The sequence below is a fragment of the Vibrio rubrogenes genome, assembly GCF_059641415.1.
Genome location: NZ_JCARSY010000005.1, coordinates 70,274 through 96,756, shown reverse-complemented (window position 1 = coordinate 96,756; position 26,483 = coordinate 70,274). Strand labels below are relative to the sequence as shown.

The following is a 26,483-nucleotide window of genomic DNA, read 5'->3' as shown; positions in this document are numbered from 1 at the left end:
CAATTCGGCTATCGATGACGCTCTTTGAGTTTATTGATGACATCGTTCATCGATAACCCCTGATCTTGCAACAACACCAACAGATGATAGATGAGATCGGCAGACTCGCAGACTAGTTCCGCCTTATCGCCCGACGTCGCTGCAAGCGCGACTTCAACGCCTTCTTCGCCCACTTTTTGCGAAATACGCTTGGTGCCACGGGCGTACAGACTGGCAGTGTAGGAAGATTCGGGATTGGCTTGTTTACGCTCGCCCAAAAGCTGCTCCAGCTGGTGAAGCCACACCATTTGTGACTCTTCTTGCTGCTCTGAGTCCCAACAACTGGTTGTCCCGGTGTGGCAGGTCGGCCCGACCGGATCGACTTTAACCAGCAACGTGTCATTGTCACAATCCAGTGCAATATTTTTCAGCTGTAACACATTGCCGGAGGTTTCTCCTTTGGTCCATAAGCGCTGTTTCGTCCGCGAAAAAAACGTGACCTGTTCAGTCAATACGGTTTTTTCCAGTGCAGAGTCATTCATATACCCCATCATCAACACCTGACCTGACTGAAAATCCTGTATGATCGCAGGAACCAACCCCTCAACTTTGTCCCAATCAATCCGCTCGGAAAGGGATGCCAGTGTTTCACTACTACTCATAATCTCACCTCGATCCCTTCTGATTTTAAATACTGTTTAAGTTCAGCAATATCAATGATCTGTTTATGGAATACCGACGCCGCTAATGCACCGTCAACATTGGCCTGTAAAAATGCCTGAGCAAAATGCACCATTTCACCCGCACCACCGGAAGCTATCAAGGGCACATTGCAAACTTCACGGACCATATTCAGTTGCTGAATATCATATCCCTGACGCACCCCATCCTGATTCATCATATTCAGTACAATCTCACCGGCACCGCGTCGCTGTACTTCCTGTACCCAATCTTTGGTTTGCCATTGAGTTGCTTTGGTGCGGTGCTCATCTCCGGTAAACTGATACACCTGATATTGACCGGTTTGCTGATCAAAGTAGGAATCGATCCCGACCACAATACACTGCACACCAAATCGATCTGCAAGGGTGGTAATCAACTGTGGATCGGCTAAAGCAGGTGAATTGATCGACACCTTATCCGCACCAAACTCTAGAATACGGGCCGCATCTTCAGCGCTTCGAATGCCTCCAGCAACGCAAAACGGAATATCGATCACTTCGGATACCCGCTGAACCCAGCTTTTATCCACCACGCGGCCATCACTGGATGCGGTAATATCATAAAAGACCAGCTCATCGGCACCTTCTTCAGCATAGCGCTGTGCCAGAGGCACGATATCACCGATAATCTCGTGATTACGAAACTGTACGCCCTTGACCACCTGACCATCTCTGACATCAAGACATGGGATTATTCGCTTTGCCAACATGCAAATGCCTCCTCTGCGGTAAACTTACCATCCAATAGTGCCCGGCCAACAATCACACCTGCCACCCCAGAACCTTTTAACGCTTGAATATCATCCAGAGAGCCAATTCCCCCGGAAGACTGAAATGCAATTTGCGGATATTGACGACAAAGGTCAATGTACAGATCGACATTCGAACCACTCAATGTGCCATCACGTGAAATATCGGTACACAATACATGTTTCAAGCCGACGGTCAGATAATCTTCAATTAAAGACTCAATCGTGGCCCCGGAATCTTCCTGCCACCCCGAGATTGCCACCCGACGTTGCCCGTTAGCGTCAATATTAATATCCAGCGCCAGTACAATTTTTTCCGGGCCGTACTGTTGCATCAATGTCTTGACCAATTCAGGCTGCTTGACAGCTGTCGAACCCACCACAACCCGTTGTGCTCCGGCCTGAAGCAGATCCACCATATCTTGCTCGGTTCGAACGCCTCCCCCGATCTGAATGTTTGCCGGGGTACCAGCCAGTAAACGGGCAATCAAGTCTAACTGGCGGGCTGATGTATCTTTCGCGCCGGTCAAATCGACCAGATGCAACCAGTCAGCACCAGCCTGATGGTAACGATTGAACTGCTCAACCGGGTCAACTTTATACTCAGTCACTTGTCCGTAATCCCCTTGAAACAGGCGGACAACCTGACCATCAATTAAATCTAATGCAGGTATAATCACAACAATATCCCTTGTCTGCTGCTCAGAGTTCTAAGAAGTTCTGAATCAATTTCGCACCGGCTTTACTGGAACGTTCCGGGTGGAACTGAACCCCGTAATAATTGCCGCGCTGAATGGCAGCACTGAATGGCTGGCCATAATCACACTCGGCAATAGTGTAGTCCCCGACCGGCATCGCATAACTGTGAACAAAATAGAAATAATGGCCACGTTCAATCCCTTTAAATAGCGGATTGCCCGTTGCAGTGACGGTATTCCACCCCATATGTGGCAACGGTAACGCACCACTATCCATCCGTTTCACGATGCCTTCACAGAGACCGAGACATTCGATAATAGTATCACTGTCATCCATGACTTTTTCTTCGGAGTGTGTGCCAAGTAGTTGCATTCCCAGACAGATACCTAACAAAGGTTTCTCGACCTGTTTAACTAAGCCGACCAAGTCTCGTTCTCTGAGGTTTTTCATCGCTTCTTTCGCTGTACCAACACCGGGCAAAAACAGTTTATCCGCGGCTAACACCACTTCCGGTTGCTTTGAAATTGTGACCGAATGACCGAGTCGTTCGACAGCAAACCGTAAGGACGACACATTGGCACAACCCGTATCAATAATGACAACTTTTTCCTTCGTCATTACAAAACTCCTTTACTGCTGGGTAATTCATTGCCTTCTATTTTGATCGCTTGACGGAGTGTCCGACCAAACACTTTAAACAGGCTCTCAATAATATGATGATCATTGTCCCCCACAGAAGAGAGATGCAGTGTACAAGCCAGTGTATCAGTCAGCGAGCGGAAGAAGTGGTAAGTCATTTCCGTTGAAAAGTCACCGACTTGCTCACGAGAGAACTGGGCGTCAAATTTGAAATAAGGACGGCCGGACAGATCCAGAGCACATTGTGCCAAACACTCATCCATTGGCAGCGTAAAACCAAAACGACCAATACCCCGTTTGTCTCCCAGCGCTTCTTTGATCGCCTGTCCTAAAGCTAGTGCGGTATCTTCCACCGTATGATGATCATCAATGTGTAGATCGCCTTGAACCTGAGCCGAGAGACTGAATCCACCATGAGTAGCAATCTGATCGAGCATGTGATCGAAGAACCCGAGCCCGGTTGCGATTTGATTGTTACCCGCTTCATCGAGATTAACGGTAATGACGATATCCGTTTCTTTAGTCCGACGAACCACTTCTGCCGTTCTTGGCGCTGTAGTCAGCTGTTTAACAATCGCCTTCCATCCCATTGTCTGTGGATTGTATTGAATACCGCGAATTGCCATATTTTCAGCGAGCTGCAAATCGGTGGCTCGGTCACCAATCACTGCGGAACGCTGAAAATCCACCCGTCCTTCCTGTAAATACGGTTTGACCAAACCAAGTTTAGGCTTACGACAGCTACAATTATCCGCTTCAAAATGCGGACAGATCAGCACATCATCGAATATCACCCCTTGTGAGGTAAAAATATCCATCATCATTTGGTGCGGGGCATCGAAATCAGCTTGGGGATAACTCTCTGTTCCGAGACCATCTTGGTTGGTCACCATCACCAAACGATATCCGGCATTCTGGAGTGACAAGAGACTGGGAATGACATCTGGTTCAAGCTTGAGTTTATCGAGGCGATCCACCTGAAAATCAATCGGTGGTTCAACGATTAACGTGCCATCCCGGTCAATAAATAAAATCTTTTGTTGTTTGCTCACAGAGACATCCTTTTATTATCGGTCAAACTGTCCATTACTGATCCATTCGTTACTGATAAAAGCGGCGAATAAACGCTAAGGTTTTTTCACACTCTTCCCGGCTGCCGGCACTAATCCGGACACAATTTTCAATCGGTGAATTGCGTAAAATCATCCCGTTATCCCATGCGGCTTGAAATAATGCATCACCATCAGGAAACTCAACCAACAGACCATTTCCCCAGCCATCGAATACCGTCACCCCAGGAATAGCAGAGAGCCCTGCCTGAAGGTAAGCGCGATTGGCGTTAATCTCCAAGGTCTGGTATTTCATCCGCGCCAAACCACTTTCTGACAGCGCTTGCTGAGCAATTTCAGAAACCGGATAAGGAACAGGATAAGGGGCAATGACTTTGAGTAATACTTGAATTAATTCGGCATTGGCCAGTGTATATCCGCAACGTAAGCCCGCTAACGCGAATGCCTTCGACAACGTGCGCAAAATAGCCAGATGCTCGTACTGTTCCAACAGATCAACCGTCGAAGCCTGTGGGCAAAAATCGATATAAGCTTCATCCATCACCACAATGGCGCGGTCTTTGGTCAGCTCCAGCAGTGCTACAATGTCTTCCCGAGCGACTAAATTCCCGGTCGGATTATTCGGACTACACACAAACACCACTTTGACGCCATCTAAATTAGCTTCGATAGCTGGCAAATCCAGTTGCCAGTCGGAAGTTAGCGGCACCACTTTTCTTGCGACACCAATCGTCTCAGCACTGATGGCATACATGCCGTAGGTGGGCGGGCAGTAAAGAATCGCATCTTCACCCGGCTCACAAAAAGCACGAATGACCAGCTCAATGCCTTCATCTGCGCCCCGCGTCGTCAAAACTTGCTCCGGTTGAACACCGGCATAAGCGGCATAAGCAGAGAGCATCCCTTCCGGCTGACAGGAAGGATAACGATTCAATCCGGACAAATTCAGTTGATAGGTATTATCAAAAGGCGATTCGTTGGCATTGAGCCACACATCCCCACTACCGCCGATGCGTCGGGCAGAAAGATAAGGGGTTAATTGTTGAACCTGTTGTCTGGCCAGTTTTTTCATTACGATTCCGCCTTATTTAATTTTTCAATACGAAGCGTCACAGCGCGTTTGTGCGCATCCAATCCTTCGGCTTCAGCCATTGTCACCACTGTCGGTGCCAGTTGACGCAACCCATCGGCTGAAAGCTCCTGAACCGTCATGCGCTTACTAAAGTCAGCCAACCCAAGGCTGGAATAAGTTCTGGTGTAGCCATAGGTCGGTAAAACGTGATTGGTTCCGGATGCATAATCACCGGCAGATTCCGGAGACCAGCGGCCTAAAAAGATTGAGCCGGCATTGTCGAGTAATGGCAGTAATTCTCGCGGATTTTTCGTCTGCACGATCAAATGTTCCGGGCCATAGATATTAGAAATCGAAACTGCCTGTGTCATCGATTCGGAAATAATCACCAGACTCGATGCCAGTGCTTTTTCGGCCGTCGCCGCGCGGGAAAGAACGCTGAGTTGAGACTTCACCGCATCAGTAACCTGATCAGCAATAATCGGTGATGGTGTCACAAGAACAACTTGAGAATCGGGGCCATGCTCGGCCTGACTGAGTAAGTCGGCGGCAATAAACTCTGGGTCAGCGGTCTCATCGGCAATGACCATGACTTCAGAAGGACCGGCGGGCATATCGATCGCTGCACCACGAAAATCGTTACTCACCTGACGTTTGGCTTCCGTCACATAAGCATTGCCCGGCCCAAAAATCTTATCGACTTTGGCAACAGATTCTGTGCCATAAGCCATCGCTGCAATCGCCTGTCCGCCTCCGACATTATAAACTTCATCAATCTGACACAATTTGGCGACATAGAGAATTTCGTCGGCAATCGGTGGCGGAGAACACAAAACGACTTTCCGGCAACCCGCAATTCGAGCCGGTACGCCTAACATCAAAACCGTTGAAGGAAGCGGCGCACTCCCGCCCGGGATATATAAACCGACGGTATTAATCGAACGTGTTATCTGTTCACAAACCACCCCGGGCATCGTTTCAACTTGAATCGGCTGGGGAATTTGTGCTTTATGAAATTTGGTAATATTCGTGTAAGCCTGATCAAGTGCCTGTTTCATCTCTTCGGAAAGACGCGCTGAAGCAGCTTGAATTTCCTCTGCTGAGACTCGAATATTCTCAGGGATCACATGATCGAATTTCTCAGTCAGCTCTCGGAGCGCCTGATCACCATTCTGGCGAACTTGTTCAATCACCGCAGCGACAGCAGCCGTGACACTTGCACCTTCAATGATCGCTGGACGCTCCAGAATCGAAGCTTGCTGGTCTTTGTTTAAAGATTGCCATACAACCGTTCTCATTATGATCACTCCATCATTTTTTCAATCGGCAGAACCAGAATCGAGCTGGCCCCCAAGGCTTTCAAATGTTCCATTGTTTCCCAGAACAGGTTCTCTGAACTCACCAGATGCACCGCAACTTTTGATTTGTCGGCTGACAGTGGTAATACCGTCGGATCTTCCGCTCCGGGCAGTAATTGCTTAATTTCTGCCAGTTTATCCACGGGGGCATGGAGCATAATATATTTCGACTCTTTCGCCTGCTGAACACCGTGCATCCGAGTCAGTAGCTTATCGATTAAAGCAACCTTATCCGCGGCAAAATCACCACGGCGCTGAATCAGCGTCGCTTTAGACTGGAAAATCACTTCGACTTCTTTCAGGCCATTGGCTTCCAGTGTTGCACCGGTTGAAACTAAATCAGCAATTGCATCAGCAAGTCCTGCTCTGGGGGCAACTTCAACCGAGCCTGTCAACATACACGTGGTAAAAGGAATATCCTGACGATCCATATAAGCTTTTAGCAGATGAGGATACGTTGTCGCAATTCTCATCCCATTCAAATCTTGTGGGCCGTTGTAACTCTTATCTTTATCAATCGCAATCGACAAACGACACCCACCGAACTCCAGACGTCTTAAAGAAACGAATTCATTCGGTTCATTTAGCGCCAGACGATCCAAACGGACTTCTTCAAGTACGTTTTCACCGACAAACCCCAAATCCACGACCCCGTCCATAATCAATCCCGGGATATCGTCATCACGGACTAACAGTAAATCAATCGGCATATTCAGTGAGTGAACGACCAAACGTTCCCCCATCACATTAAACTTCACACCACACTGCTTCAGGAGTGCCATACATTCCTTGCTCAGGCGACCTTTCTTTTGGACTGCAATTCTCAGGCGTTGTTGTGCTTGCATAAATAATTCCTTGTCAATCATTGTTGTTCTTTTCAGTATCCATTCAGCTTTTGAATGTCAGCTGTTTCTTAATGTAAAGCATATAAAAAAACCCTCGGAATTACTCCCGAGGGTTGATTGAATTTTTTCATTTCACCACCGGGAGAATCTTATCTCCCGGGTATGCGCTCATCTCCCGAAAGATAACTTAGGGATGATGATGGTGGTGAATGTTCATAACGAAACTGTTTTTCATAAAGCTTCTCATAATAAAACTGCGCATACTTGGAAAAATCTTTAACTTGCCTATCAAGTTTTCTTCACACTATACAAGCTTGAGGGGTTTTGCAACCCCTCTTTTGACTTTTTATGCAAATAATCTTCATAAGACAAATCGTACCCGATAAAACTGAGTCATCATCAGGCATGCTCAGAAAGCCGATCTTGGGATTGCTGTCGAATACGGAAACCAAAACAGATAATAGCAAACACAGCAAATGTAACCAGCAGCGACAAGCTAACGGAATCACTCAGCCCTAAAACGATATAACCAATCAGCGAGATAAACGCCACTAACAGAGCATAAGGAAGCTGTGTCGAAACATGATCAATATGGTTACACCGCGCCCCGGTAGACGACAAGATTGTTGTGTCAGAAATCGGAGAACAGTGATCACCAAAGACGGAGCCTGCAAGTACCGCCGCTAACATTGGCATCATCAGCGCCAGTTCGGTTGCGCCAGCAATATCCCCGGCAATCGGTAACATGATGCCAAACGTTCCCCACGATGTACCGGTCGCGAATGCCATAAGCCCCGACAACACAAACAGAATAGCCGGCAACCAGTGTACCGGAATGTTACCTTGAGCCATCGACGAGAGATAAAGCCCGGTCTGCATATCTTTAATCACCGCACCAATCGTCCAGGCGAAAAACAGCACTAAGATAGCCCCGAACATTGACTTCATACCGATTAGCAGCGTTTTCAAGATGGTAACCGGTGGCATTCGTTGTCTCAATACCGAAAACAGCGCCATCAATAGTCCGACTAAACCACCGTCAATCAAAGACATTCCCACATTCGTATTTTCAAACGCCCCTAAAATACTAAATGTTTCACCTGCAGCCGTCAGCGACTGCCAACCGGTAAAGAGCATTGCAGCGACGGTAGCAATCACCAATGCCACTATCGGCACAATTAAGTCACGCACTCGTCCTGATTCACTTTCTTGAATATCGAGCTCCTCTTTGAGTTCTGCGGCCTGATCATTGCGCCCGATTCCGGATGCAACACGATGTTCGTGATGCTTCATCGGACCGATATCCAATTGAAAAACGATCATCGCAAACACCATTAATAAAGCAAAAATGGCGTAGAAATTCATCGGAATTAACTCAACATATGCATTTAACGGCGTGTATTCTGTCATACCGTGGGAAACTAAAATACCACCGATAATGGTCATAATATACGCGCCCCAGCTGGAAGCGGGCATGATGATACACATAGGTGCCGCAGTTGAATCAAGAATATACGCGAGTTTTGCGCGTGAAACACCAAACCGGTCAGTCACCGGGCGGGAAATCGAGCCAACCGCCAGACTGTTAAAATAGTCATCGACAAAAATGAAAACACCCAAAAAAGCAGCAAGCAACTGAGCACCTTTATTGCCCTTCACTTTTTTATCGGCCCACAATGCAAATGCCCGTGTACCACCGGAAAGCGTCAATATTGCAGTCATCATCCCTAGCAGGAGGAGAAAACCGATAATGCTCATGTTCCAACTGTTAATTGCGCCATCTTCAATCACCAGTGCATAAACTTTGCCTTGAATGTAATCAAATGAAGAAAACAAAGAATAATCGTTCAACAGGCAAGCACCTAACAAGATGCCAACGCCTAAAGAAAGCAGCACGCGTCTGGTCAGGATCGCCATACCCAGCGCAACAATCGGTGGAAAAAGAGATATTAAGGAGGAGGAAAAATCAACTAATGTCATGATCTTCAATAACCAATGATTAAATATGGTAAGAGACCTACTGCATTGTAATTATATGAATAACCTGTCTGCGTCATTCAAAGATGAACTAAGTGAAAAACCATCTAGTTTCACCCAGTCCTACAGTAGCGCTCCATAGTTATACAAATAAATAGACTATGGCAGTGTTGCCCCTATTCGGGAACAACCCCAGCAAACGGCCTCTGATAAACACGTTCACTTCGGCAAAAAAGCCTTTCAACCAAGGTCATAGGCATCACCCTACCCTGATTTACTTATCTTAATTGCACCTCTACACGGACTAGAACAATTCACCACTACTTCGACAGAGTAACGGCAGTATATGTTGATGACCGAATTAGAACGCGCCCATTGTACAAATACCGGAACCATTTGCAATAGGTTTATCTTTGCTTTAAATCAAAAAGCTCAGTCAAGCAATAGGCTTCGTATTAATCTCAATGAATAACTCAAGTTAACAAATCAAGCTCATATATGATATTCATCGTAATTAATGATAATTTGACACAAGCATTTACAATAATTTACGATTCTGCCAGTTTTTTTATATATTATTAGTTCGCTAATGTTGTCATAATAAATATCTGCGTTTATTATTCCGTTGTGTTTAAATAAAGTTGTGGGAATAACAAAATGTCGGAACTAACTAAAACTCTACTGAATATTCGTAGCTTACGCGCTTATGCACGTAATTTAACACTCGTTCAGTTAGAAGAAGCTTTAGAAAAACTGACCTCTGTCGTTGAAGAACGTCGAGAATCAGAAGAAAAAGAACGGGCAGAAAGAGAAAAGCAAGAAGAAAAGCTAGCTCAAATTGCTGAACAAATTGCACAAGATGGTATCGATGTAGACGCGTTAATTTCTGCACTTTCCACCGAAGGTAAGACAAAAGGTAAACGTGCACCACGCCCAGCGAAATATAAATATATCGATGAAAACGGTGCAGAAAAAACCTGGACAGGTCAAGGTCGTACACCATCAGTAATTCAAAAAGCCCTTGATGAAGGCAAGTCTCTGGATGATTTTGCGATCTAATTCCAGAAACGTAAAAAATAAAAGGCTCCTCATGGAGCCTTTTTTATTGTCTCTTACTCAGGATAATTATATGAACCTTTGTACGAAACCAATTATTCTTTGCGAAACATTTTACCCGCTTTTCCCGCGCTGAATTCTTTTTGTTATCGTTCCCAATATGCTTCTTCCAAACTATCTTCTTTTTCCGGTAAGCCTTTTGATAATCTTGGTGAATGTTGACTTAAAACTTCATAGCTTGCTCTATTAGAATACTTACAGACTTGGGAGAACGATGAATAAGTAATAGAATCATATTGATGCTTAATTGAATTCGGTACATTCATTTTATGATATCTATTTGCCGCCATGTCATGTAATAAAGCAGATAATGCGGCATCACCGGCACCATTGGTGTTTTTAATCACTTCAGGCCCCCCCATATAAGGCGCAATGTGTGAGTACACTCGGATCGGATGAGTGCAACACTGCTTCATCATCGGCCGGCTAAATTCGTAACGGTTAAATTCAGGAATACTGCCCGGCAATAAAGGCAAACTGGTTTGGCGTTTAGCGTCATCTTCTGTATATCCAGCCATAAATAAACCGAGCGGTCCTGCTGTACACAATACCAAATCTACCCATTCAAGAGCCTTATTTGCAGCCATCAACGGATCGGTTTCTCCGGTTAAAGCGTGTCCTTCATCTTCATTCATCGCAACTACCGTAACGTTCTGCTTCAAAAAGTCTTGCCAAAAAGCTGGATCCTGTTCAATGACATGTTTTGTCCCCAGCGTTAATACCACCGGAACATGATATTTTTTCGCATATTCTATCGCCTTCATCGTTGCTTGGGGCATCGGATCACCCGGTTGACAACGAATTAAATATGCCGTTAAAACCAAAGCAGAAGCCGATTGAAAAATATGCTCCGGAATACTTTCTGCCCGGAGTTGATTCATTTGACCTTCGCTAATAGCAAAAGTTCGTTCGCCACTTGAAGTAATCAATGTAAAGCAACGTCCAATAGCACCATCAATCCCCTGTAAATGGTTCAAATCTACCCGGCTGGACGTATTACACAAATAACGATAACCATAACTACCGATCCCAATATTCTTGCACATGACGCCTAATAAGATAGAACGGTCATCAGCCAATACAGAATAGTTATGCAAAGTATTACCGATTGTGCCACCAGCATACTCATTAGTCATCAGATGCTTTTCAACCAATTCAGAATAAAGTAACTCTGCGGTTTCATCCTGAATAACTAAAGAATGCCCAAGACTTAACCCATACCGTTGAATTAGATCCTCATCGACGATCGCTTCAATATCAACAATTACTTGGTCAATACCAATAACATGAGTCTGGGGAGAAGTTTTTCGTTGGGAGCTCCGTAAAATGAGCAAATCTCGTTCATCGACAGGAAAATAATGTTTTGACTTACGCTGGCCGGGAAACTTCATATGTAAATTATCGTGAATTAAAAGACTGCGTAAGTTTAGCCGCCAATATAGTCTCCGGCAATGGCTCGAACAACAGTAATCGATTTCAAATCAAAAATTAAGATATGCTTAACAGCAACATATGAAATCTAGCGCGTGAATATGGATGCAATAAAAATTAATTTTATAAAACCATTATATCCGTTCCAAATTTTTCAGTATTTCTAGCCCAAGACAAACTTGACAAATAAATCATCAATGCATATTGAATAACAAAAAAATCATGCCCGTTCTAAACAACTATTTTTATAACAATTACATATATTTTGGACTCATTCGATGACTGTTTTTTATGTATTTTGTAACTACTGTTTCGTAACTGCTTTTTTATAACTAAGAATATCGACTCATATCATAACGACAAAAATTCTTACAAAAAAAATCACATTTTGTATATCAATATCTCTGTCCCATTTATTTTTATCGAATACTGATAACTTTCCTGTCATATCCGAGTGCAATTCGTCCAATGCAATGGTTCGATTCTGAGTGAAATACATCCAGTTCAGATTGACCTCAATCCCTCAAGATGACTGCTCCAGATGAAGCTGTAACCGTCACATTCTTTCTGATAGAATCAGCAGCCTCAACAGAACAAGTGGTATTGAGAGATGTTAGAAAACCGAGAAGCAAACGCACAGAAAAAAGTTATCGTCGGCATGTCTGGCGGGGTTGATTCATCCGTTTCAGCTTTTCTTCTCCAGCAACAGGGCTATCAAGTTGAAGGTCTGTTCATGAAAAATTGGGAAGAAGATGATAACGAAGAATACTGTACAGCAGCCGAAGATCTGGCTGATGCTCAGGCTGTTTGCGATAAGTTAGGTATTTATCTTCATACGATCAATTTTGCTGCTGAATACTGGGATAATGTATTTGAATATTTTCTTGCTGAATATAAGGCAGGAAGAACACCGAATCCCGATATTTTGTGTAACAAAGAAATCAAGTTCAAAGCCTTTTTAGAATTTGCTGAAGAGATTCTGGATGCCGACTACATTGCCATGGGACATTATGTCCGTCGGACATTCCCGTCAGGTCATGACAAACCGCAAATGTTAAGAGGCTTAGACAACAATAAAGACCAGAGTTACTTCCTCTACACCTTAAGCCATGAACAGATTGCCAAAAGCCTGTTTCCGGTCGGTGAGCTGGAAAAACCACAAGTCCGTCAGATCGCTGAAGAACAAGGTTTGATTACCGCGAAGAAGAAAGATTCCACAGGTATCTGCTTTATCGGAGAAAGAAAATTTACCGATTTCTTGTCGCGTTATCTTCCTGCTCAACCGGGTAAAATAGAAACCCCTGAAGGTAAGGTCATCGGTGAGCATCAAGGGTTGATGTACCATACGCTGGGGCAACGCAAAGGTCTCCATATCGGTGGGCTCAAAGAGAGTAGTGAACAGCCTTGGTATGTGGCCGAAAAAGATTTACAACGCAATGTGCTGATTGCAGTACAGGGTTCCGATCATCCGCTGTTAAAATCAGAAGGATTGGTTGCCTCACAACTACACTGGGTGGATCGTCTCGTACCGGAAAGTCCGTTTCAATGCACCGTGAAAACTCGCTATCGTCAAACGGATATCCCATGTACCATCATCCCAGCCGATAATGATAAACTGAAAGTCATTTTTGATGAGCCTCAAATCGCTGTGACACCAGGACAGTCCGCTGTATTCTATCTCGGTGATGTCTGTCTCGGTGGCGGGGTCATCGAAACACGAATTCCATACACTGTATTATAAGATTCAGGAGTTTTACGTGGCGAACACAAACTATGACCGCACAATCGCTTTTGCAGGAATTTGTCAGGCAGCATTTCTGGTACAACAGGTTGCGAAAAACGGTTACTGTGATTCTGACGCCTTTGAAACTTCAATCAAAGCGATTCTGAACATGAATCCGGCCAGTACCATTGATGTGTTCGGACACGAAGAAAATCTCAAGGTCGGGCTTGAATGCCTGACGAATGGGCTGGACAGCACGCCATCCGGTAGTGAACTGACACGCTATATTATTAGCCTGATGGCCTTGGAACGTAAACTGAACAGTCGTCGGGATGCTATGTCGCAACTCGGCGATCGCCTCGAAATGCTCGAGCGCCAGTCGGCTCATTTTGAAATTCTAGATGAGCAGATGATGAGTAATATTGCGAGTGTCTATCTGGATGTCATCAGTCCGATCGGGCCACGAATTCAAGTCACTGGCACACCGTCCGTGTTACAACAAACCGCGAATCAACATAAAGTCCGAGCTTTGCTCCTTGCCGGGATCAGAAGCGCAGTTTTATGGCGTCAAGTCGGTGGTAAACGCCGTCATCTTATTTTTGGTCGGAAGAAAATGGTCGAACAGGCTAGAATTCTTTTAGCCCGAATTTAAAATATCTCGCGTTCAGGCGAACTAAATTCACTCTCAAATCTAACTCAATATCAATATTCAGGAGAAAAACATGGAACTGTCAGCACTGACTGCTGTTTCACCGGTAGATGGCCGTTACGGAAGTAAAACGATTGCGTTACGCAGTATCTTTAGTGAATATGGCCTCCTAAAGTATCGAACCATCGTTGAAATCCGTTGGTTACAGAAGCTATCCAACACCCCCGGCATTCAAGAAGTCCCTGCCTTCAGTCAAGAAGCAAATCATATTCTGAATGAGATCGCTGCCAACTTCAGTGAAGCGGATGCAGAAAGAATCAAAGAGATTGAGCGCACGACTAACCATGATGTCAAAGCGGTTGAGTATTTTCTGAAAGAGAAAGTATCGGCACATCCTGAATTGAATGCTGTGAGCGAGTTTATCCATTTCGCGTGTACTTCCGAGGATATCAACAACACATCTCATGCGCTGATGCTGAAAGAAGCCAGAGAGACCGTGATTCTCCCTGAAATTCGCAAAATTATCGATGCAATTCGAGTGCTTGCAGAAAAATACCGCGATATTCCCCTCCTCTCCCGGACACATGGTCAACCGGCATCACCAAGCACAATGGGCAAAGAGATGGCGAACGTCGCCTATCGTATGGAACGTCAGTACCGACAAATTGCAAATATTGAAATCTTGGCAAAAATTAATGGTGCCGTGGGTAACTACAACGCACATTTATCGGCTTACCCTGAATTGGACTGGCATCAGTTCAGTGAATCGTTCATCACAGAGTCTCTTGGCGTTACATGGAACCCATATACAACGCAGATCGAGCCGCACGATTATATCGCAGAACTATTCGATGCGATTGCCCGTTTCAACACCATCTTGATTGATTTTGATCGTGATGTCTGGGGTTATATTGCTCTGGGTCATTTCAAACAAAAAACCATCGCGGGTGAAATTGGTTCTTCGACGATGCCACACAAAGTGAACCCAATTGATTTTGAAAACTCAGAAGGTAACCTTGGATTAGCCAATGCCGTATTCACGCATTTGGCACAAAAACTACCAATTTCACGCTGGCAGCGTGACCTAACCGACTCAACCGTCCTGCGTAATCTCGGTGTGGGTGTCGGCTATGCGGTGATTGCGTATGGTTCAACATTGAAAGGTATCAGCAAACTTGAACTCAATCGTGAAGCATTGCTGGCCGAGTTAGACCAAAACTGGGAAGTTCTCGCTGAACCTGTCCAGACTGTTATGCGTCGCTACGGTATTGAAAAACCTTATGAAAAACTGAAAGAACTGACTCGCGGCAAACGCGTTGACGGACAAGCAATGCGCCAGTTTATTGAGGGGCTCGACATTCCTGAAGCAGAAAAAGCACGTCTGAAACAGATGACGCCAGCAAGTTATATCGGTCAGGCTATCGAACTCACAGATAAGCTCTAAGTTATTAACTTCTTTCTGAATTTGAAAAAGGCTTCCGTTTGGAAGCCTTTTTTACGTTTGAATTGAAGGTCGAAGAAAATCTCGCCCTCATATTATTTATAGCTGACGTAATGCAGCGATTCTTTTTTCCAGTGGAGGATGGCTCATCAAGAGTTCGGTCAGAGAACGCTTGCCATTGATACCAAATGCCATCATGGAACCTTCCAACTGAGATTCATGGCTCATTCTCAAACGTTCTAAAGCCGCAATCATTTTCTGTTTACCGACCAGTTGTGCCGCGCCTGCATCCGCATAGAACTCTCGACGGCGGCTATACCACATCGTAATGACACTGGCCAAAATACCAAATACGAGTTCCAAAACTATGGATACCAAAAAGTAAACCATCGGATTACCACTCTCTCCTTCATCGGAATCACGAGAAGAGACAATCCCGGCAATAAAGCGCGCCATAAAGATAACGAATGTATTCACGACCCCTTGAAGCAGCGTCATAGTCACCATATCACCGTTAGCAATATGGCTCATCTCGTGTGCCAGCACCGCTTCCGCTTCATCCCGGGTCATGTTGTGTAACAGCCCCGTTGAAACCGCAACTAACGAATCGTTCCGCTTTGCTCCGGTTGCAAATGCATTCATATCGGGTGAATCATAAATTGCAACCGTCGGCATACCGACCCCCACCTGTTTCGCCTGACGTTTCACGGTCTCAAATAACCAATGCTCGGTTTCATTGCGTGGATTCTCAATAACCATGCCACCGACAGAGCGTAACGCAATGCCTTTGGACATCAATAATGAAATCAATGACCCGCCGAAACCAAACACCGCGGCCAGAACCAGCAAACCGGACAAGCTCCCCGCTCTGATCCCTGTCACGGCATAAACCACATTTAAGACGATACTGAGCACCAGTATGACTGCAAGGTTGGTTGCCAAAAATAACAAAATGCGTTTCATGACTCACTCTCCCATGAGAAACATACACAAGTTGACCGTTCGTTGAATTCACGCCGTCACGATCTATTATTTAATTCTTATACAGAGCCAGCCGCCACTTTTATTCTTCGTCAATAAAGCGCACTGACCCATATATCCATAAAGTATGGTCGTCTATTTCAAAAACAAGGTGAAGCGGTAAATTGCAACATTTGATGACAACGCCTCTGACAATCTTCGTACATCTGAACGGTCACCATTCAGCGATAAAAACAGCCCTATAAATTAGACTTTAGTCTTATTGTCAATTCACGGAAAGACATCTACTTTTATCGTGTACGATGTCGTTCCATACATGATAAAAAAGGAAACCGTCATGTCAGAAGCTAACAACTATCAAATGGCTATTGATTTATTACGTTGTCATTTGGGTCTGTCCGAAGAAGAAGCGAAACAACAGCTCGGTATAGACCAACCGGTATATGAGCAGAAAAAACAAAATCAATCACATGCTAAGTCTGCTCAATATACTTATCCGGCAACCCACTAGTTAGTGTTTTTCTCTACAAAAGCCGTCATCACTCCAGATGACGGCTTTGGTTTTTGTGGTTCTTCCATCGACTTGTTGATCACATTTTCTGTGGAACATTTTCCGACCAGTCAAGCCTCATCTAAAAAGACAATTTCGATATCTACTGATATTTTTCATTCCGATCCAATAAATCACTTGAACCATAATCAGTAAAGCTCATATAATTATTTGAATTTTAGATATTTTATCTATCCGGGTGCTCATTATTCGGACAGTTTTGCCAACTACAACGGATCATAGCGACAGAACAATGCTTCGATTAAATGCCGAGGAACGGCCACACTGGCGGGATTTAGCTAAAAAATTCGGCTTTGGTTTTCATACCGCTTATGGTGAACCTTACTGGGACGAAACGGCCTATTACCAGTTTACACTCAAACAAATCGAAGATGACTTAGAGAAACCAACCGAAGACATCCATCAAATGTGTCTGGAAGTTGTGGATACCGTGGTCGGGAATGAATACTGGCTCCGGAAATTCCAAATCCCGGAACCCATGTGGCAAGGATTGTATGATTCATGGCAGAAACGCGAACCTTCCCTGTATTCTCGTGTCGATTTTGCATATAACGGTAAGCAACCTGCCAAGTTGTATGAAAATAATGCAGATACACCAACCAGTCTTTATGAAACGGCATTCTGGCAGTGGTTATGGCTTGAAGATATGGTGAACCACGGAAAAATCCGCCGCGATGCCGATCAATGTAATTTACTGCAAGAACTGTTGATCAGCCGCTTTCAACAGTTGGCAACCTATCAGCCCGGTCAAACACTTCATCTCTGTTGTTGTAAGGACTCCGTAGAGGATCGCGGTACCGTTCAATATTTAGAAGATTGTGCGAGAGAGGCTGGACTATCGACAGCCTTTGTTTATGTCGAAGATATTGGGCTGAACACTCAAGGTCAATTTACCGATTTAACCGATAAACCGGTTCATTGGATATTTAAACTCTATCCTTGGGAATTCATGTTTCGGGAAGAATATGCAGCCAATATTCAGGCGGCTTCGGTCAACTGGTTAGAACCCATGTGGAAGTCAATTATCAGTAACAAAGCGCTGCTACCTTTGTTATGGAAAATGTTTCCCAACCATCCGAATCTCTTACCGGCTTACTTTGCCGATGACAAAGATCTGGGCACGCTGAAAGATTATGTCATTAAACCGATTTTTGCCCGAGAAGGGGCGAATATTACCATCGTCCAGAATGGCCGTCAGACGCTCAGAACCGAAGGCCCATATGGCGATGAGGGCGTGATCTATCAGGCCTATCATCCTTTACCGAAATTCGGACAGCAGTATACCTTGGTCGGAAGTTGGTTGGTTAACCAAGAAGCAGCGGGAATTTCTATCCGGGAAGATGTTTCGCGGGTCACACAAGATATGTCGCGCTATGTGCCACATATCATTATTGACTGACACATATAACCGTCAAGCTGCGAGTATCATAACCCTTTTGACCAATAAAAACGATGTAGGGGTTGTTGTTTACCTTTGATAGTGACAAGGTAGCATTCAACCATAGATAACAAGATGAAATGCATCAACACTCCAGTCTTTCAGGCTGTCAATCACAGCCTGACTTTTAGTTGATTGTTCTTTCAGATACAAGGAGAAACCTATGTGGCAAATTCATGAAATGATGCCCATTCTTCAACACAACGACGATTGGCAAGTTCAAACTCAGGGAGATGCTCTGATTGTGACCAATGCTGACGGAATTCAAGCTTATATTGCGGTTGCAGGTGAACAGATCCTTGCTGAAGTGGTGTTATTTCCAGCCACACATGTCAAAGATCAGGCACAACTCAATGCACTGATTCTAAAAACGCACAAGATGTTTCCCCTTTCAACCATTGCGATTAACGAGATTAATCAGGCAGATTATTACGTGGCTTTCGGTGCATTGTCATCTCAGTCCAAAGCAGAAAGCATCCTCATTGAGGTTGAAACCCTGTTTCGTAATGTTGAAGCATTTATCGAGTTGTATCAGGAAGAGTTAATCACGGAGTAATATGATGAGTGTCTGGAAAAAATTATTCACCGCGATTAAAGGCGGTGCCAACGAAACCGCAGAAGCAATTGTCGATCAACAAGCACTGCGTATTTTGGATCAAGAAATTCGCGAAGCGAAAGCAGAGTTGAAACGTTCAGATGAAGCGCTGGTCGGCATTGTTGCGAAACGTAAGCTGTCCGAACAAAAAATTGCCTCGCTGGAACAAGGGATTACGGAATACGAATTACATGCTCGCAATGCCATGGAAAAAGGTGCTCAAGAGCTCGCTCTTGAATGTGCCCAAAAGGTTGCCGATCTCAGAAATGAATCTTCAATGGAAAATAACTATCTTGAAGAGTTCAAAAAATCTGAGCAAGTGATGCGGACCAATATCACGCAGGCGAAAAGTAAGCTCCGCCAGTTGGAACAGCAGATTGATGTGGTCAAAGCCAATGAAGCGGTGCAAAAAGCACAGAGTGCGGTTTCAGCGACGAATGTCGGTGCCAATGCCAAAATGCATACTGCCGTTGAGTCACTGGAGCGGATTAAGAAACGTCAGGCTGAACGGAGCGCTCAATTAGAAGCTGCCGCAGAAATGGCTGAAGAGAGTAGTAACCAAAGTTTGGATCGCAAACTGGCAGAAGCCGGCATTACTCCCGGCGGAACAAGTTCAGCCAGTGATGAACTTGAGCGTATCCTCAAAGGTGGTCAGTCATAAGGTCACGCTTTTGACAGGTTGGCAGTTGTGTTGAACAACTGCCACATGCAAAGTGATCCTCATTGCAACAGAATTAAACGATTATGCCTATCTTTATTCAATTAAGACGTTGGATATATACACAAATAAACCAGATGAGCGAGAAGAATATTATTCTCGCATTTGGTGGTTATCTGCTGATTAGCTGGCTAGGACTGAATGCTATAGGCGAGACAGCGATTACCCAATCATTTACCGATTTCGTCTACTACCTCGTAGTGACTTCTTCAACGGTCGGTTATGGTGATTTTTCACCAGCAACCGATGCGGGTAAATGGTTTGTCGCATTGTTTATCATTCCGGTCGGACTGGGGATCTTTGCCCTGACGCTCGGCCGTATCGCCACGCTGTTCATCCTATACTGGAAACGTAGTTTACTTGGCAAACGGAAAATTAAAGTGAATGACCATATTTTAGTATTGGGCTGGAACGAACAACGCACCCTTCACCTGCTCAATATGCTACAACACGAACAAGATACACCACGTCCGATTGTGCTGTGTGTCCGCCCGGAAATCGAAAATCCTCGTCCCGGAGAAATAGAATTCGTCCGCGTGACCAGCTTCACCGATCAGGCCGGTATGAACCGAGCCGGTGTTCAAAATGCAAGCTGTATCATCATTGATAATCCTGAAGATGATATTACCCTCTCTGCCGCTTTATTCTGTTCAGGCCAAAATCCGAATGCTCATATTCTGGCTTATTTTAATGATGAAGGGCTCAGCATTCTCCTGAAACACCACTGTCCGAATGTCGAATGCATTCCTTCCGTTTCTGTCGAAATGCTCGCGAAAGCAGCGGTTGACCCGGGGTCAAGTACACTTCACCATGAATTGCTCAGTTCAGAGAAGGGCATGACCCAATATTCAGTCATCTATCCGACCGGACAGGGCCAAACATCGCTTGAAGCATTATTCCTGCAATTCAAGCAGCAATATGAGGCTATTCTGATTGCGGTAGATCGTGGACAAGGAATTGAACTCAACCCACCACTGAATACATCGATAACCGGTGGTGACAAACTATTTTATATCGCTGAAAAACGCATTCATCAATTTCGGTGGTCTGTGTAACGTCGCTTAAATAAGCGTCCGTTATTCAGCTCGTCGTCATGACTTTAACCAAGGTGATACCATGTTTAGCTGGCTGAAGAACAAAGTAACCGATTCACAAACATCTGAGCCGACAGCGCCTGAAGTGCTCGGTTTCCGTCTGGGAGGTGCCTTTGAGTTTGATGCGCTCAAACTTAAATTAATCGAACCGGAACTGATTATCGAAGGTGTCTCATCCACACAACTGATTCAGGCTGTGGGAGAGATCCAACTGGACGCACAAACCCGCTTACTGCGTTTTTACACCGATGACGACGGTTATGTACAGGTCTTACAAGAAGGGACGCAAGACGCGGATGTCCGTGAAGTCAAAATGTTTTATTACTATGACACGTCACCGATCGACACCGAGAATCAATGGCAAACGCTTCTTGAAAGTGGCATCGTCAAAACAGAGTGGTCATTGGAAGATCATCAATTTCAAAAAGCCTGGGACAATATCGTGCCCGTCGCAATGACAGAAAAAACCTGGCACAAAGACGGTTCGATCACAGAGACCGATCAGTTCGTCATGGTTTACGAACGAGAAACTGAGTCTGGTTATTTTGAAGGCCTGATGGTAGCTGGAGAAGAAGTGATCAATCAGTACAACGCTGAACACTGTCTGGTATTAAGTACCTATTTTGAACTCACCCCGACCGATTTTAAAATCATTGGATAATCATTGCTGTATTAGGAAATATTTATGGAACTTATACGTCATTCACTCCTTGGACTAGGTAACTTTTCACTTTACTTTGTGATATCGCTGGTCTTTCTGATTCTGTTTAAGCTGATCTATGTGCGAATCACCCCTTATGATGAGTGGAAACTGGTCAAAGATGATAAAAATACCGCAGCCGGAATTGCCTTATCCGGTTCGATGATCGGCTTTTCTCTGGCGCTCGCCGGTGCTGCCAGCAACTCGGTGAACCTCGTTGACTTTTGTGTCTGGAGTTTGGTCGCACTGATTGCCCAAGTTGTCGCTTTTCTGGTAGTTCGCTTTGGTTTTATGCCAAAACTTGCAGAGCGAATCGAAGCCGGAGAAATCCCCGCAGCCATTTTGATGGCAGCGATGTCTATCTCTGTCGGTCTGTTAAATTCGGCCTGTATGACCTACTAGGAGCCGGATGATGAAGAGAAGTAAACAAGTCGTCCTGGCACACATGAAGAAAGACTGGCGTTGTGCCGCTTATGCCCCGATTACCGTTGTTATCGCCGGTCTTGCACTGTCCGGTTGTGGTGACAGCGGTAAGGATGCCGTCATCTATAAGAGCGTTGATGATTGTATCAACGATAACCCGAGCTATACCACTGAATGTAAGGCTGCTTACCAAAACGCTGTGTCTGAATCTACCCGGACAGCACCCCGCTACAATTCACTCAATGACTGTATTGCCGATTTCGGTGTCGATATGTGTCGTGCGGATCCGAATAATCACAGTTGGTTTATGCCCGCAATGGCTGGGTTCATGTTTGCCAGAATGTTAGACGGCCCCCGGTCTTACTATTCACAGCCGATGTTCTATTCCAATTACCCTAACAGCCCTTATTACCATCAGTGGCGCAGCGCAAGCGGGAATCATTACGGCAGCTCAAGCTATAGAACCAATCCGGTTAAGATTCATCGCGATCAAATGAAACCCAAACCAACCGTGACCCGGACAATCTCCCGCGGTGGTTTTGGCTCGACATCATCGGCGAAATCAAGCTGGGGTAGTTCATCAAGCCGCAGCTTCGGTTCTTCCAGCCGCAGCTGGGGAGGCTAACAGAGCGGTGGTTCAACGTGAGGAGAGAGTACAATCTCCTCCGTAATCCACACTCAATAAAAATGCCGAGAAAATCTCGGCATTTTTATCGTCATTGAGTCGTGATGAATCGATTTAAACCAGTAGCGGTTCTACATTAATAAACCGTCCCAATTCCTGACGCTTCGCACTGGGTACATAAGGGATCTCTCCCAGCTTCGGTGCGTTCATTTTCTGTTCCAGCATTTCAATAATATCGGCATAATGCTCAGTTCCCGGATTGATCCGGTTGGCGACCCAGCCGATAATCTCCAAACCGTCCGCCCGAATGCTTTCAGCGGTCAGCATGGCATGATTCAGACATCCCAGTTGGATACCGACGACCAATACCACCGGCACCTGTTCCTGTTTCACCCAGTCAGACAAAAACACCGTGTCTGATACCGGTACACGCCAACCGCCTGCGCCTTCAATCAAAACAATATCTGTATTGGCTTTATGCTGCGCTAACTTGTCACTTAATACCGAAAAATCGATCGCAACACCCGCATGTTTAGCTGCAATATGTGGTGACGTCGGCAATTCCAATGCATAAGGATTAATATTGTCATAATCACTCTGACAGGTAGAAACCTTAATGAGATGTAAAGCATCGGAATTACGAAAACCGGATTCAGTTTTCTCACACCCTGATGCCACGGGTTTATAACCTATCGTTTTCAAATCCTTGGCAGCAAGTGCCTGTAAGATCGCTTTTGATGCGACCGTTTTACCGACATCCGTATCTGTACCTGCAATAAATAGTGCGTCGATCATTGCTGAATAACCCCAAAACAAACCTGATAAGTAGCAGGAACTAGCCCATCTCGGTTGGCAAATGTTTGATATGCCGCCTCAACCTGAGCAAGCATCCGGTGACTGATTAGCCGATTCGTACGCTCGTCAATATGTGTTGCACCAATACCTTTTAGATCTTTCATTAGATGCATTGCTGAGTCGTACCAAAGCCCGAACGAACATAAGTCTATCTGATACGGTGTGCAGCCAGCTTGCGCTAACGCAATTTTTACCGCATTCCCAGAGATAAAGCGGTTTACATGTTGGGCTGAATCAACTTTCGCCCAGGCCTGTTCCAGTTCGACAAGAGAGCCTGCAACTAAAATAGAGAAGCAGCCCTTTCCTGCGGGTTTGAGAACCCGTTTGATTTCCCGGAATGAGACCGACAACGACTCACACCATTGCAGTGCTAAACTAGAGAACACAAAATCAACACTGTGATCGGCCAAGGGTAAAGCCTCAGCATCACAGTGACAGTATTCAAATCCGGACGTACCGCAACGCTGTCTGGCCTGCTCCAGCATACTCTGCGACAAATCGGCACAAATCACCTCAGCGCCACGCTGACGCATTTGTTCCGAAAAGAACCCTGTTCCACAGCCAAGATCCAAAACAACACAGCCGTGTAAATCCGGCGGTAGCTCATCGAGAAGTTGCTGTCCGACTTCACGCTGAAACGCCGCATGGCGATCATAGCTTTGCGCTGCTTTACCAAATGCTGCAGCAATACGCGCTTTTCTCTGGGAAACGGTCGATGATAAGGGTTGCTGGATCATTTCAATATTCACCGATAACCTCCATAACTTGCTGCAATGTCATTGCCAGTTGACGAACCTGAGCCTCACTATGCCCGGCCGTCAGGGTAACTCTTAATCTTGCTGTGCCTTCCGGCACCGTTGGCGGACGAATCGCACTCACCCAAATTCCCCGTTCCCGCAAGGCTGTCGCAAACCGTAAAGTACGTTCGCTACTGCCAATAATCAGCGGCTGAATCGGAGTTTGTGACAGCGACGCAGCCGCAACCCAAGGGAGATGAGTATGATATATCTCCTGAAGTTGCCGGAGTTTGTCTCGCCGCCACTGCTCCCGCTGAATCATTTCAATTGCCCGGCTCAGCGCATAAGCTTGTGCTGGTGGGATTGCTGTCGAATAGACATGATGTCTGGCAAACTGGGTGAGATAATCACCAGTGTCCCGATCACACAAGACCGCAGCCCCGGAGAGGCCGAATGCTTTACCGAAGGTGACCACCAGCAGATCAGGGTGAATTTCCGCAGCTGCGCAACTCCCCGCCCCATCTCGTCCCAGTACTCCGATACCATGGGCATCATCAACCATCAATATCGCCCGATGCTGCACGCAAGCACTCAATTCAGTTAATGGTGCACAATCGCCATCCATACTGAACACACCTTCGGTCACCACGACATTGGTTTGATCGGTGGAAAGCAATGCCGAGAGATGGTCCACATCATTGTGGCGGAAGCGCTTCATCGTGGCTGCCGAAAGTGTTCCGGCTTCCATCAGAGACGCGTGGTTCAACCGATCCTGAAGCAGTAAGTCACCCCGTTGTAATAAGGTAAACAAAACCGCTTGATTGGCGCTAAACCCTGAATTAAACAGAATCGCCCGTTCATATCCCAGCCATTCGCACAACATCGCTTCGAGCGTTTGGTGCGTCTGGTGAAACCCCGTCACTAACGGTGAGGCACCGCTGCCACACCCATAACGACTGAGACCTTCCTGCCATGCAGCAATCAGGGCCGGATCAGTGGCAAGCCCCAGATAATCGTTACTGGAAAAATTAAGATAGGTCTGTCCTTGATGAACGAACTGCGCCCCATTCTGGCGTGTAAGAGGTACCAGCTCCCGCGTCAATCCTCGCGAGGCGCGCTCAGCTAATGCGCTCTTCAGCCGTTGTTTAAATGCCGGCTTCATAGAACAGGTCATCTTTCCCGGGACGCGCCGCGACACGTTCGACGACTCGATCAAGTAACTCGTTTTCCTGAATTTCGTCCGGTTTCTGTACCACTTGCTGACGATTAATCCCCAGTTTACGGAACAGTTGCATGTCGCTGTCTTCCGCCGGATTCGGCGTCGTCAGTAATTTACAGCCATAGAAAATAGAATTTGCGCCCGCCATAAAACATAGCGTCTGCATTTGCTCGTTCATTTGTTCCCGTCCGGCAGACAAACGCACGGCAGACTGAGGCATCATAATTCGGGCAACCGCAATCAGACGAATAAAATCAAATGGATCCACATCTTCGGCGGATTCCAGCGGCGTCCCTTTAACTTTCACCAACATATTGATCGGCACACTCTCCGGTTGGGTCGGCAGGTTTGCCAGCTCAACCAGCAATCCGGCGCGGTCATCAGTGCTTTCGCCCATCCCGATAATGCCACCGGAGCAGATCTTCATCCCCGCATCCCGGACATGTGCCAGAGTATCAAGACGATCCTGATAAGTTCGAGTGGTGATAATGTTGCCGTAAAACTCAGGAGAGGTATCAAGATTGTGGTTGTAGTAATCCAGTCCGGCATGAGCCAGTTCCTGAGCTTGCTCAGCGGTGAGCATTCCTAATGTCATACAGGTTTCCAGTCCCATATCTTTCACACCGGAAATCATCTCTTTTAACAGCGGCATATCACGCGCTTTCGGGTTCTTCCATGCAGCTCCCATACAAAAACGGGTCGAGCCGGACGCTTTTGCTTTTTGGGCGGCATCCAACACTCGCTCAACCTCCATCAGACGTTCTTTATCAACATCGGTGCGATAATGAGCACTTTGCGGACAATATTTACAATCCTCAGGACATGCACCGGTTTTAATTGAAAGGAGTGTGCTGACCTGAACATAGTTATGCGGTTGATACTGACGATGTACTTGCTGGGCTTCAAACAATAAATCCATGAAAGGTTTATTGAGCAAAGATTGCACTTCTGCAACCGTCCAATCATGACGAACTTCCACGTGTATTCCTTCTTCTTATCAGAGAGACTTTTGTTGGCTAGTCTAAACAGAAGCGCTACACTGTCAACAAAATAAAAA

27 protein-coding genes, 1 riboswitch and 1 other annotated feature are annotated in these 26,483 nt (G+C 45.7%); of the genes, 12 read left to right on the top strand and 15 right to left on the bottom strand.

The features are described from left to right. Positions 1 to 8: 8 nt before the first annotated feature. From hisIE to AC55NX_RS05720, 9 genes are all read right to left on the bottom strand, one after another. Positions 9 to 641: a bifunctional phosphoribosyl-AMP cyclohydrolase/phosphoribosyl-ATP diphosphatase HisIE gene (hisIE, locus tag AC55NX_RS05760; protein ID WP_496994876.1), complete on the bottom strand. Its 633-nt coding sequence runs from the start codon at positions 639 to 641 to the stop codon at positions 9 to 11. After that, a complete protein-coding gene (hisF, locus tag AC55NX_RS05755) occupies positions 638 to 1,411 on the bottom strand; it encodes an imidazole glycerol phosphate synthase subunit HisF (RefSeq protein ID WP_496994875.1) in 774 nt (257 codons plus the stop codon). The genes hisIE and hisF overlap by 4 nt, the downstream gene beginning before the upstream one ends. Further along, a complete protein-coding gene (hisA, locus tag AC55NX_RS05750; RefSeq protein ID WP_496994874.1) occupies positions 1,393 to 2,130 on the bottom strand; it encodes a 1-(5-phosphoribosyl)-5-[(5-phosphoribosylamino)methylideneamino]imidazole-4-carboxamide isomerase in 738 nt (245 codons plus the stop codon). The genes hisF and hisA overlap by 19 nt, the downstream gene beginning before the upstream one ends. Positions 2,131 to 2,152: 22 nt before the next feature. Beyond that, positions 2,153 to 2,767, bottom strand: coding sequence for an imidazole glycerol phosphate synthase subunit HisH (hisH, locus tag AC55NX_RS05745; RefSeq protein ID WP_496994873.1), 615 nt, complete (start codon positions 2,765 to 2,767; stop codon positions 2,153 to 2,155). Next, positions 2,767 to 3,840, bottom strand: a complete 1,074-nt coding sequence (hisB, locus tag AC55NX_RS05740; RefSeq protein ID WP_496994872.1) for a bifunctional histidinol-phosphatase/imidazoleglycerol-phosphate dehydratase HisB — start codon at positions 3,838 to 3,840, stop codon at positions 2,767 to 2,769. Before hisB ends, hisH begins: the two co-directional genes overlap by 1 nt. A gap of 49 nt (positions 3,841 to 3,889) precedes the next feature. Further along, entirely contained in the window at positions 3,890 to 4,930 is a 1,041-nt protein-coding gene (hisC, locus tag AC55NX_RS05735; RefSeq protein ID WP_496994871.1) for a histidinol-phosphate transaminase, read from the bottom strand. Continuing rightward, positions 4,930 to 6,228 carry a histidinol dehydrogenase gene (hisD, locus tag AC55NX_RS05730; RefSeq protein WP_496994870.1) on the bottom strand — a complete coding sequence of 433 codons (1,299 nt, stop codon included), beginning with the start codon at positions 6,226 to 6,228 and terminating at the stop codon, positions 4,930 to 4,932. Before hisD ends, hisC begins: the two co-directional genes overlap by 1 nt. Before the next feature lie 5 nt (positions 6,229 to 6,233). Continuing rightward, positions 6,234 to 7,133 carry an ATP phosphoribosyltransferase gene (gene hisG / locus AC55NX_RS05725; RefSeq protein WP_496994869.1) on the bottom strand — a complete coding sequence of 300 codons (900 nt, stop codon included), beginning with the start codon at positions 7,131 to 7,133 and terminating at the stop codon, positions 6,234 to 6,236. Between the two features lie 82 nt (positions 7,134 to 7,215). Beyond that, positions 7,216 to 7,342, bottom strand: a sequence feature (His leader region). Between the two features lie 190 nt (positions 7,343 to 7,532). Continuing rightward, complete coding sequence (locus AC55NX_RS05720) at positions 7,533 to 9,113, bottom strand: Na+/H+ antiporter NhaC family protein (protein ID WP_496994868.1); 1,581 nt, start codon at positions 9,111 to 9,113, stop codon at positions 7,533 to 7,535. A 118-nt stretch (positions 9,114 to 9,231) separates the two neighbouring features. Further along, positions 9,232 to 9,416, bottom strand: a riboswitch (Lysine riboswitch). A gap of 351 nt (positions 9,417 to 9,767) precedes the next feature. Between AC55NX_RS05720 and AC55NX_RS05715 the strand changes: the two genes are divergently transcribed. Then, complete coding sequence (locus AC55NX_RS05715) at positions 9,768 to 10,169, top strand: H-NS family histone-like protein (RefSeq protein WP_496994867.1); 402 nt, start codon at positions 9,768 to 9,770, stop codon at positions 10,167 to 10,169. Between the two features lie 143 nt (positions 10,170 to 10,312). Here the strand turns inward: AC55NX_RS05715 and AC55NX_RS05710 are convergent, their stop codons facing one another. Next, positions 10,313 to 11,617, bottom strand: coding sequence for an inosine/guanosine kinase (locus AC55NX_RS05710; protein ID WP_496994866.1), 1,305 nt, complete (start codon positions 11,615 to 11,617; stop codon positions 10,313 to 10,315). A gap of 650 nt (positions 11,618 to 12,267) precedes the next feature. On the opposite strand from AC55NX_RS05710, the gene mnmA reads away from it, so the two are divergent. The 3 genes from mnmA to purB all read left to right on the top strand — a co-directional run bounded on the left by mnmA (position 12,268) and on the right by purB (position 15,473). Then, on the top strand, positions 12,268 to 13,398 hold the full coding sequence (gene mnmA / locus AC55NX_RS05705; RefSeq protein WP_496994865.1) for a tRNA 2-thiouridine(34) synthase MnmA: 1,131 nt from the start codon (positions 12,268 to 12,270) through the stop codon (positions 13,396 to 13,398). Between the two features lie 16 nt (positions 13,399 to 13,414). Next, positions 13,415 to 14,032 (top strand): high frequency lysogenization protein HflD, encoded by a 618-nt coding sequence (gene hflD, locus AC55NX_RS05700; protein ID WP_496994864.1) that lies wholly within the window; start codon positions 13,415 to 13,417, stop codon positions 14,030 to 14,032. 70 nt (positions 14,033 to 14,102) lie between these two features. Beyond that, a complete protein-coding gene (purB, locus tag AC55NX_RS05695) occupies positions 14,103 to 15,473 on the top strand; it encodes an adenylosuccinate lyase (protein WP_059120995.1) in 1,371 nt (456 codons plus the stop codon). A gap of 96 nt (positions 15,474 to 15,569) precedes the next feature. Here purB and htpX read toward each other — a convergent pair whose 3' ends face one another. Next, positions 15,570 to 16,433, bottom strand: a complete 864-nt coding sequence (gene htpX, locus AC55NX_RS05690) for a protease HtpX (protein ID WP_496994863.1) — start codon at positions 16,431 to 16,433, stop codon at positions 15,570 to 15,572. A 355-nt stretch (positions 16,434 to 16,788) separates the two neighbouring features. Between htpX and AC55NX_RS05685 the strand changes: the two genes are divergently transcribed. The 8 genes from AC55NX_RS05685 (at position 16,789) to AC55NX_RS05650 (ending at position 22,615) form a co-directional block, all read left to right on the top strand. Beyond that, positions 16,789 to 16,962: a hypothetical protein gene (locus AC55NX_RS05685; protein ID WP_197413084.1), complete on the top strand. Its 174-nt coding sequence runs from the start codon at positions 16,789 to 16,791 to the stop codon at positions 16,960 to 16,962. A gap of 292 nt (positions 16,963 to 17,254) precedes the next feature. Next, positions 17,255 to 18,421 carry a glutathionylspermidine synthase family protein gene (locus AC55NX_RS05680; protein WP_496994862.1) on the top strand — a complete coding sequence of 389 codons (1,167 nt, stop codon included), beginning with the start codon at positions 17,255 to 17,257 and terminating at the stop codon, positions 18,419 to 18,421. A 220-nt stretch (positions 18,422 to 18,641) separates the two neighbouring features. Further along, entirely contained in the window at positions 18,642 to 19,016 is a 375-nt protein-coding gene (locus AC55NX_RS05675; protein ID WP_231735808.1) for a DUF2170 family protein, read from the top strand. Positions 19,017 to 19,020: 4 nt separating this feature from the next. Further along, positions 19,021 to 19,716: a PspA/IM30 family protein gene (locus tag AC55NX_RS05670; protein ID WP_496994861.1), complete on the top strand. Its 696-nt coding sequence runs from the start codon at positions 19,021 to 19,023 to the stop codon at positions 19,714 to 19,716. Between the two features lie 83 nt (positions 19,717 to 19,799). Further along, complete coding sequence (locus AC55NX_RS05665; protein ID WP_059120999.1) at positions 19,800 to 20,828, top strand: potassium channel family protein; 1,029 nt, start codon at positions 19,800 to 19,802, stop codon at positions 20,826 to 20,828. Between the two features lie 61 nt (positions 20,829 to 20,889). Beyond that, the gene (locus AC55NX_RS05660; protein ID WP_496994860.1) at positions 20,890 to 21,528 is read left to right on the top strand and encodes a YjfK family protein; all 639 of its coding nucleotides are present in this window, start codon (positions 20,890 to 20,892) and stop codon (positions 21,526 to 21,528) included. A gap of 24 nt (positions 21,529 to 21,552) precedes the next feature. Beyond that, entirely contained in the window at positions 21,553 to 21,969 is a 417-nt protein-coding gene (locus AC55NX_RS05655) for a DUF350 domain-containing protein (RefSeq protein ID WP_496994859.1), read from the top strand. Between the two features lie 7 nt (positions 21,970 to 21,976). After that, positions 21,977 to 22,615, top strand: coding sequence for a DUF1190 family protein (locus tag AC55NX_RS05650; protein WP_496994858.1), 639 nt, complete (start codon positions 21,977 to 21,979; stop codon positions 22,613 to 22,615). Between the two features lie 114 nt (positions 22,616 to 22,729). Here the strand turns inward: AC55NX_RS05650 and bioD are convergent, their stop codons facing one another. The 4 genes from bioD to bioB are packed head-to-tail and all read right to left on the bottom strand — an operon-like array spanning position 22,730 to position 26,405. Further along, positions 22,730 to 23,410 carry a dethiobiotin synthase gene (gene bioD / locus AC55NX_RS05645; protein WP_496994857.1) on the bottom strand — a complete coding sequence of 227 codons (681 nt, stop codon included), beginning with the start codon at positions 23,408 to 23,410 and terminating at the stop codon, positions 22,730 to 22,732. Beyond that, complete coding sequence (gene bioC, locus AC55NX_RS05640; RefSeq protein WP_496994949.1) at positions 23,407 to 24,207, bottom strand: malonyl-ACP O-methyltransferase BioC; 801 nt, start codon at positions 24,205 to 24,207, stop codon at positions 23,407 to 23,409. The genes bioD and bioC overlap by 4 nt, the downstream gene beginning before the upstream one ends. Before the next feature lies 1 nt (position 24,208). Continuing rightward, on the bottom strand, positions 24,209 to 25,369 hold the full coding sequence (gene bioF / locus AC55NX_RS05635; RefSeq protein ID WP_496994856.1) for an 8-amino-7-oxononanoate synthase: 1,161 nt from the start codon (positions 25,367 to 25,369) through the stop codon (positions 24,209 to 24,211). Next, positions 25,353 to 26,405 carry a biotin synthase BioB gene (gene bioB, locus AC55NX_RS05630; protein WP_059121005.1) on the bottom strand — a complete coding sequence of 351 codons (1,053 nt, stop codon included), beginning with the start codon at positions 26,403 to 26,405 and terminating at the stop codon, positions 25,353 to 25,355. Before bioB ends, bioF begins: the two co-directional genes overlap by 17 nt. Between the last annotated feature and the right edge of the window lie 78 nt (positions 26,406 to 26,483).

Coding starts and splice junctions, on each gene's coding strand:
- bioF (WP_496994856.1), bottom strand. CDS start 25,369: ATGAAGCCGGCATTTAAACAACGGCTGAAGAGCGCATTAGCTGAGCGC.
- bioD (WP_496994857.1), bottom strand. CDS start 23,410: ATGATCGACGCACTATTTATTGCAGGTACAGATACGGATGTCGGTAAA.
- hisF (WP_496994875.1), bottom strand. CDS start 1,411: ATGTTGGCAAAGCGAATAATCCCATGTCTTGATGTCAGAGATGGTCAG.
- AC55NX_RS05675 (WP_231735808.1), top strand. CDS start 18,642: ATGATGCCCATTCTTCAACACAACGACGATTGGCAAGTTCAAACTCAG.
- AC55NX_RS05655 (WP_496994859.1), top strand. CDS start 21,553: ATGGAACTTATACGTCATTCACTCCTTGGACTAGGTAACTTTTCACTT.
- AC55NX_RS05710 (WP_496994866.1), bottom strand. CDS start 11,617: ATGAAGTTTCCCGGCCAGCGTAAGTCAAAACATTATTTTCCTGTCGAT.
- hisH (WP_496994873.1), bottom strand. CDS start 2,767: ATGACGAAGGAAAAAGTTGTCATTATTGATACGGGTTGTGCCAATGTG.
- AC55NX_RS05650 (WP_496994858.1), top strand. CDS start 21,977: ATGATGAAGAGAAGTAAACAAGTCGTCCTGGCACACATGAAGAAAGAC.
- AC55NX_RS05670 (WP_496994861.1), top strand. CDS start 19,021: ATGAGTGTCTGGAAAAAATTATTCACCGCGATTAAAGGCGGTGCCAAC.
- bioC (WP_496994949.1), bottom strand. CDS start 24,207: ATGATCCAGCAACCCTTATCATCGACCGTTTCCCAGAGAAAAGCGCGT.
- mnmA (WP_496994865.1), top strand. CDS start 12,268: ATGTTAGAAAACCGAGAAGCAAACGCACAGAAAAAAGTTATCGTCGGC.
- htpX (WP_496994863.1), bottom strand. CDS start 16,433: ATGAAACGCATTTTGTTATTTTTGGCAACCAACCTTGCAGTCATACTG.
- hisD (WP_496994870.1), bottom strand. CDS start 6,228: ATGAGAACGGTTGTATGGCAATCTTTAAACAAAGACCAGCAAGCTTCG.
- hisC (WP_496994871.1), bottom strand. CDS start 4,930: ATGAAAAAACTGGCCAGACAACAGGTTCAACAATTAACCCCTTATCTT.
- purB (WP_059120995.1), top strand. CDS start 14,103: ATGGAACTGTCAGCACTGACTGCTGTTTCACCGGTAGATGGCCGTTAC.
- AC55NX_RS05660 (WP_496994860.1), top strand. CDS start 20,890: ATGTTTAGCTGGCTGAAGAACAAAGTAACCGATTCACAAACATCTGAG.
- AC55NX_RS05680 (WP_496994862.1), top strand. CDS start 17,255: ATGCTTCGATTAAATGCCGAGGAACGGCCACACTGGCGGGATTTAGCT.
- AC55NX_RS05665 (WP_059120999.1), top strand. CDS start 19,800: ATGCCTATCTTTATTCAATTAAGACGTTGGATATATACACAAATAAAC.
- AC55NX_RS05720 (WP_496994868.1), bottom strand. CDS start 9,113: ATGACATTAGTTGATTTTTCCTCCTCCTTAATATCTCTTTTTCCACCG.
- hisIE (WP_496994876.1), bottom strand. CDS start 641: ATGAGTAGTAGTGAAACACTGGCATCCCTTTCCGAGCGGATTGATTGG.
- AC55NX_RS05685 (WP_197413084.1), top strand. CDS start 16,789: ATGTCAGAAGCTAACAACTATCAAATGGCTATTGATTTATTACGTTGT.
- AC55NX_RS05715 (WP_496994867.1), top strand. CDS start 9,768: ATGTCGGAACTAACTAAAACTCTACTGAATATTCGTAGCTTACGCGCT.
- hisG (WP_496994869.1), bottom strand. CDS start 7,133: ATGCAAGCACAACAACGCCTGAGAATTGCAGTCCAAAAGAAAGGTCGC.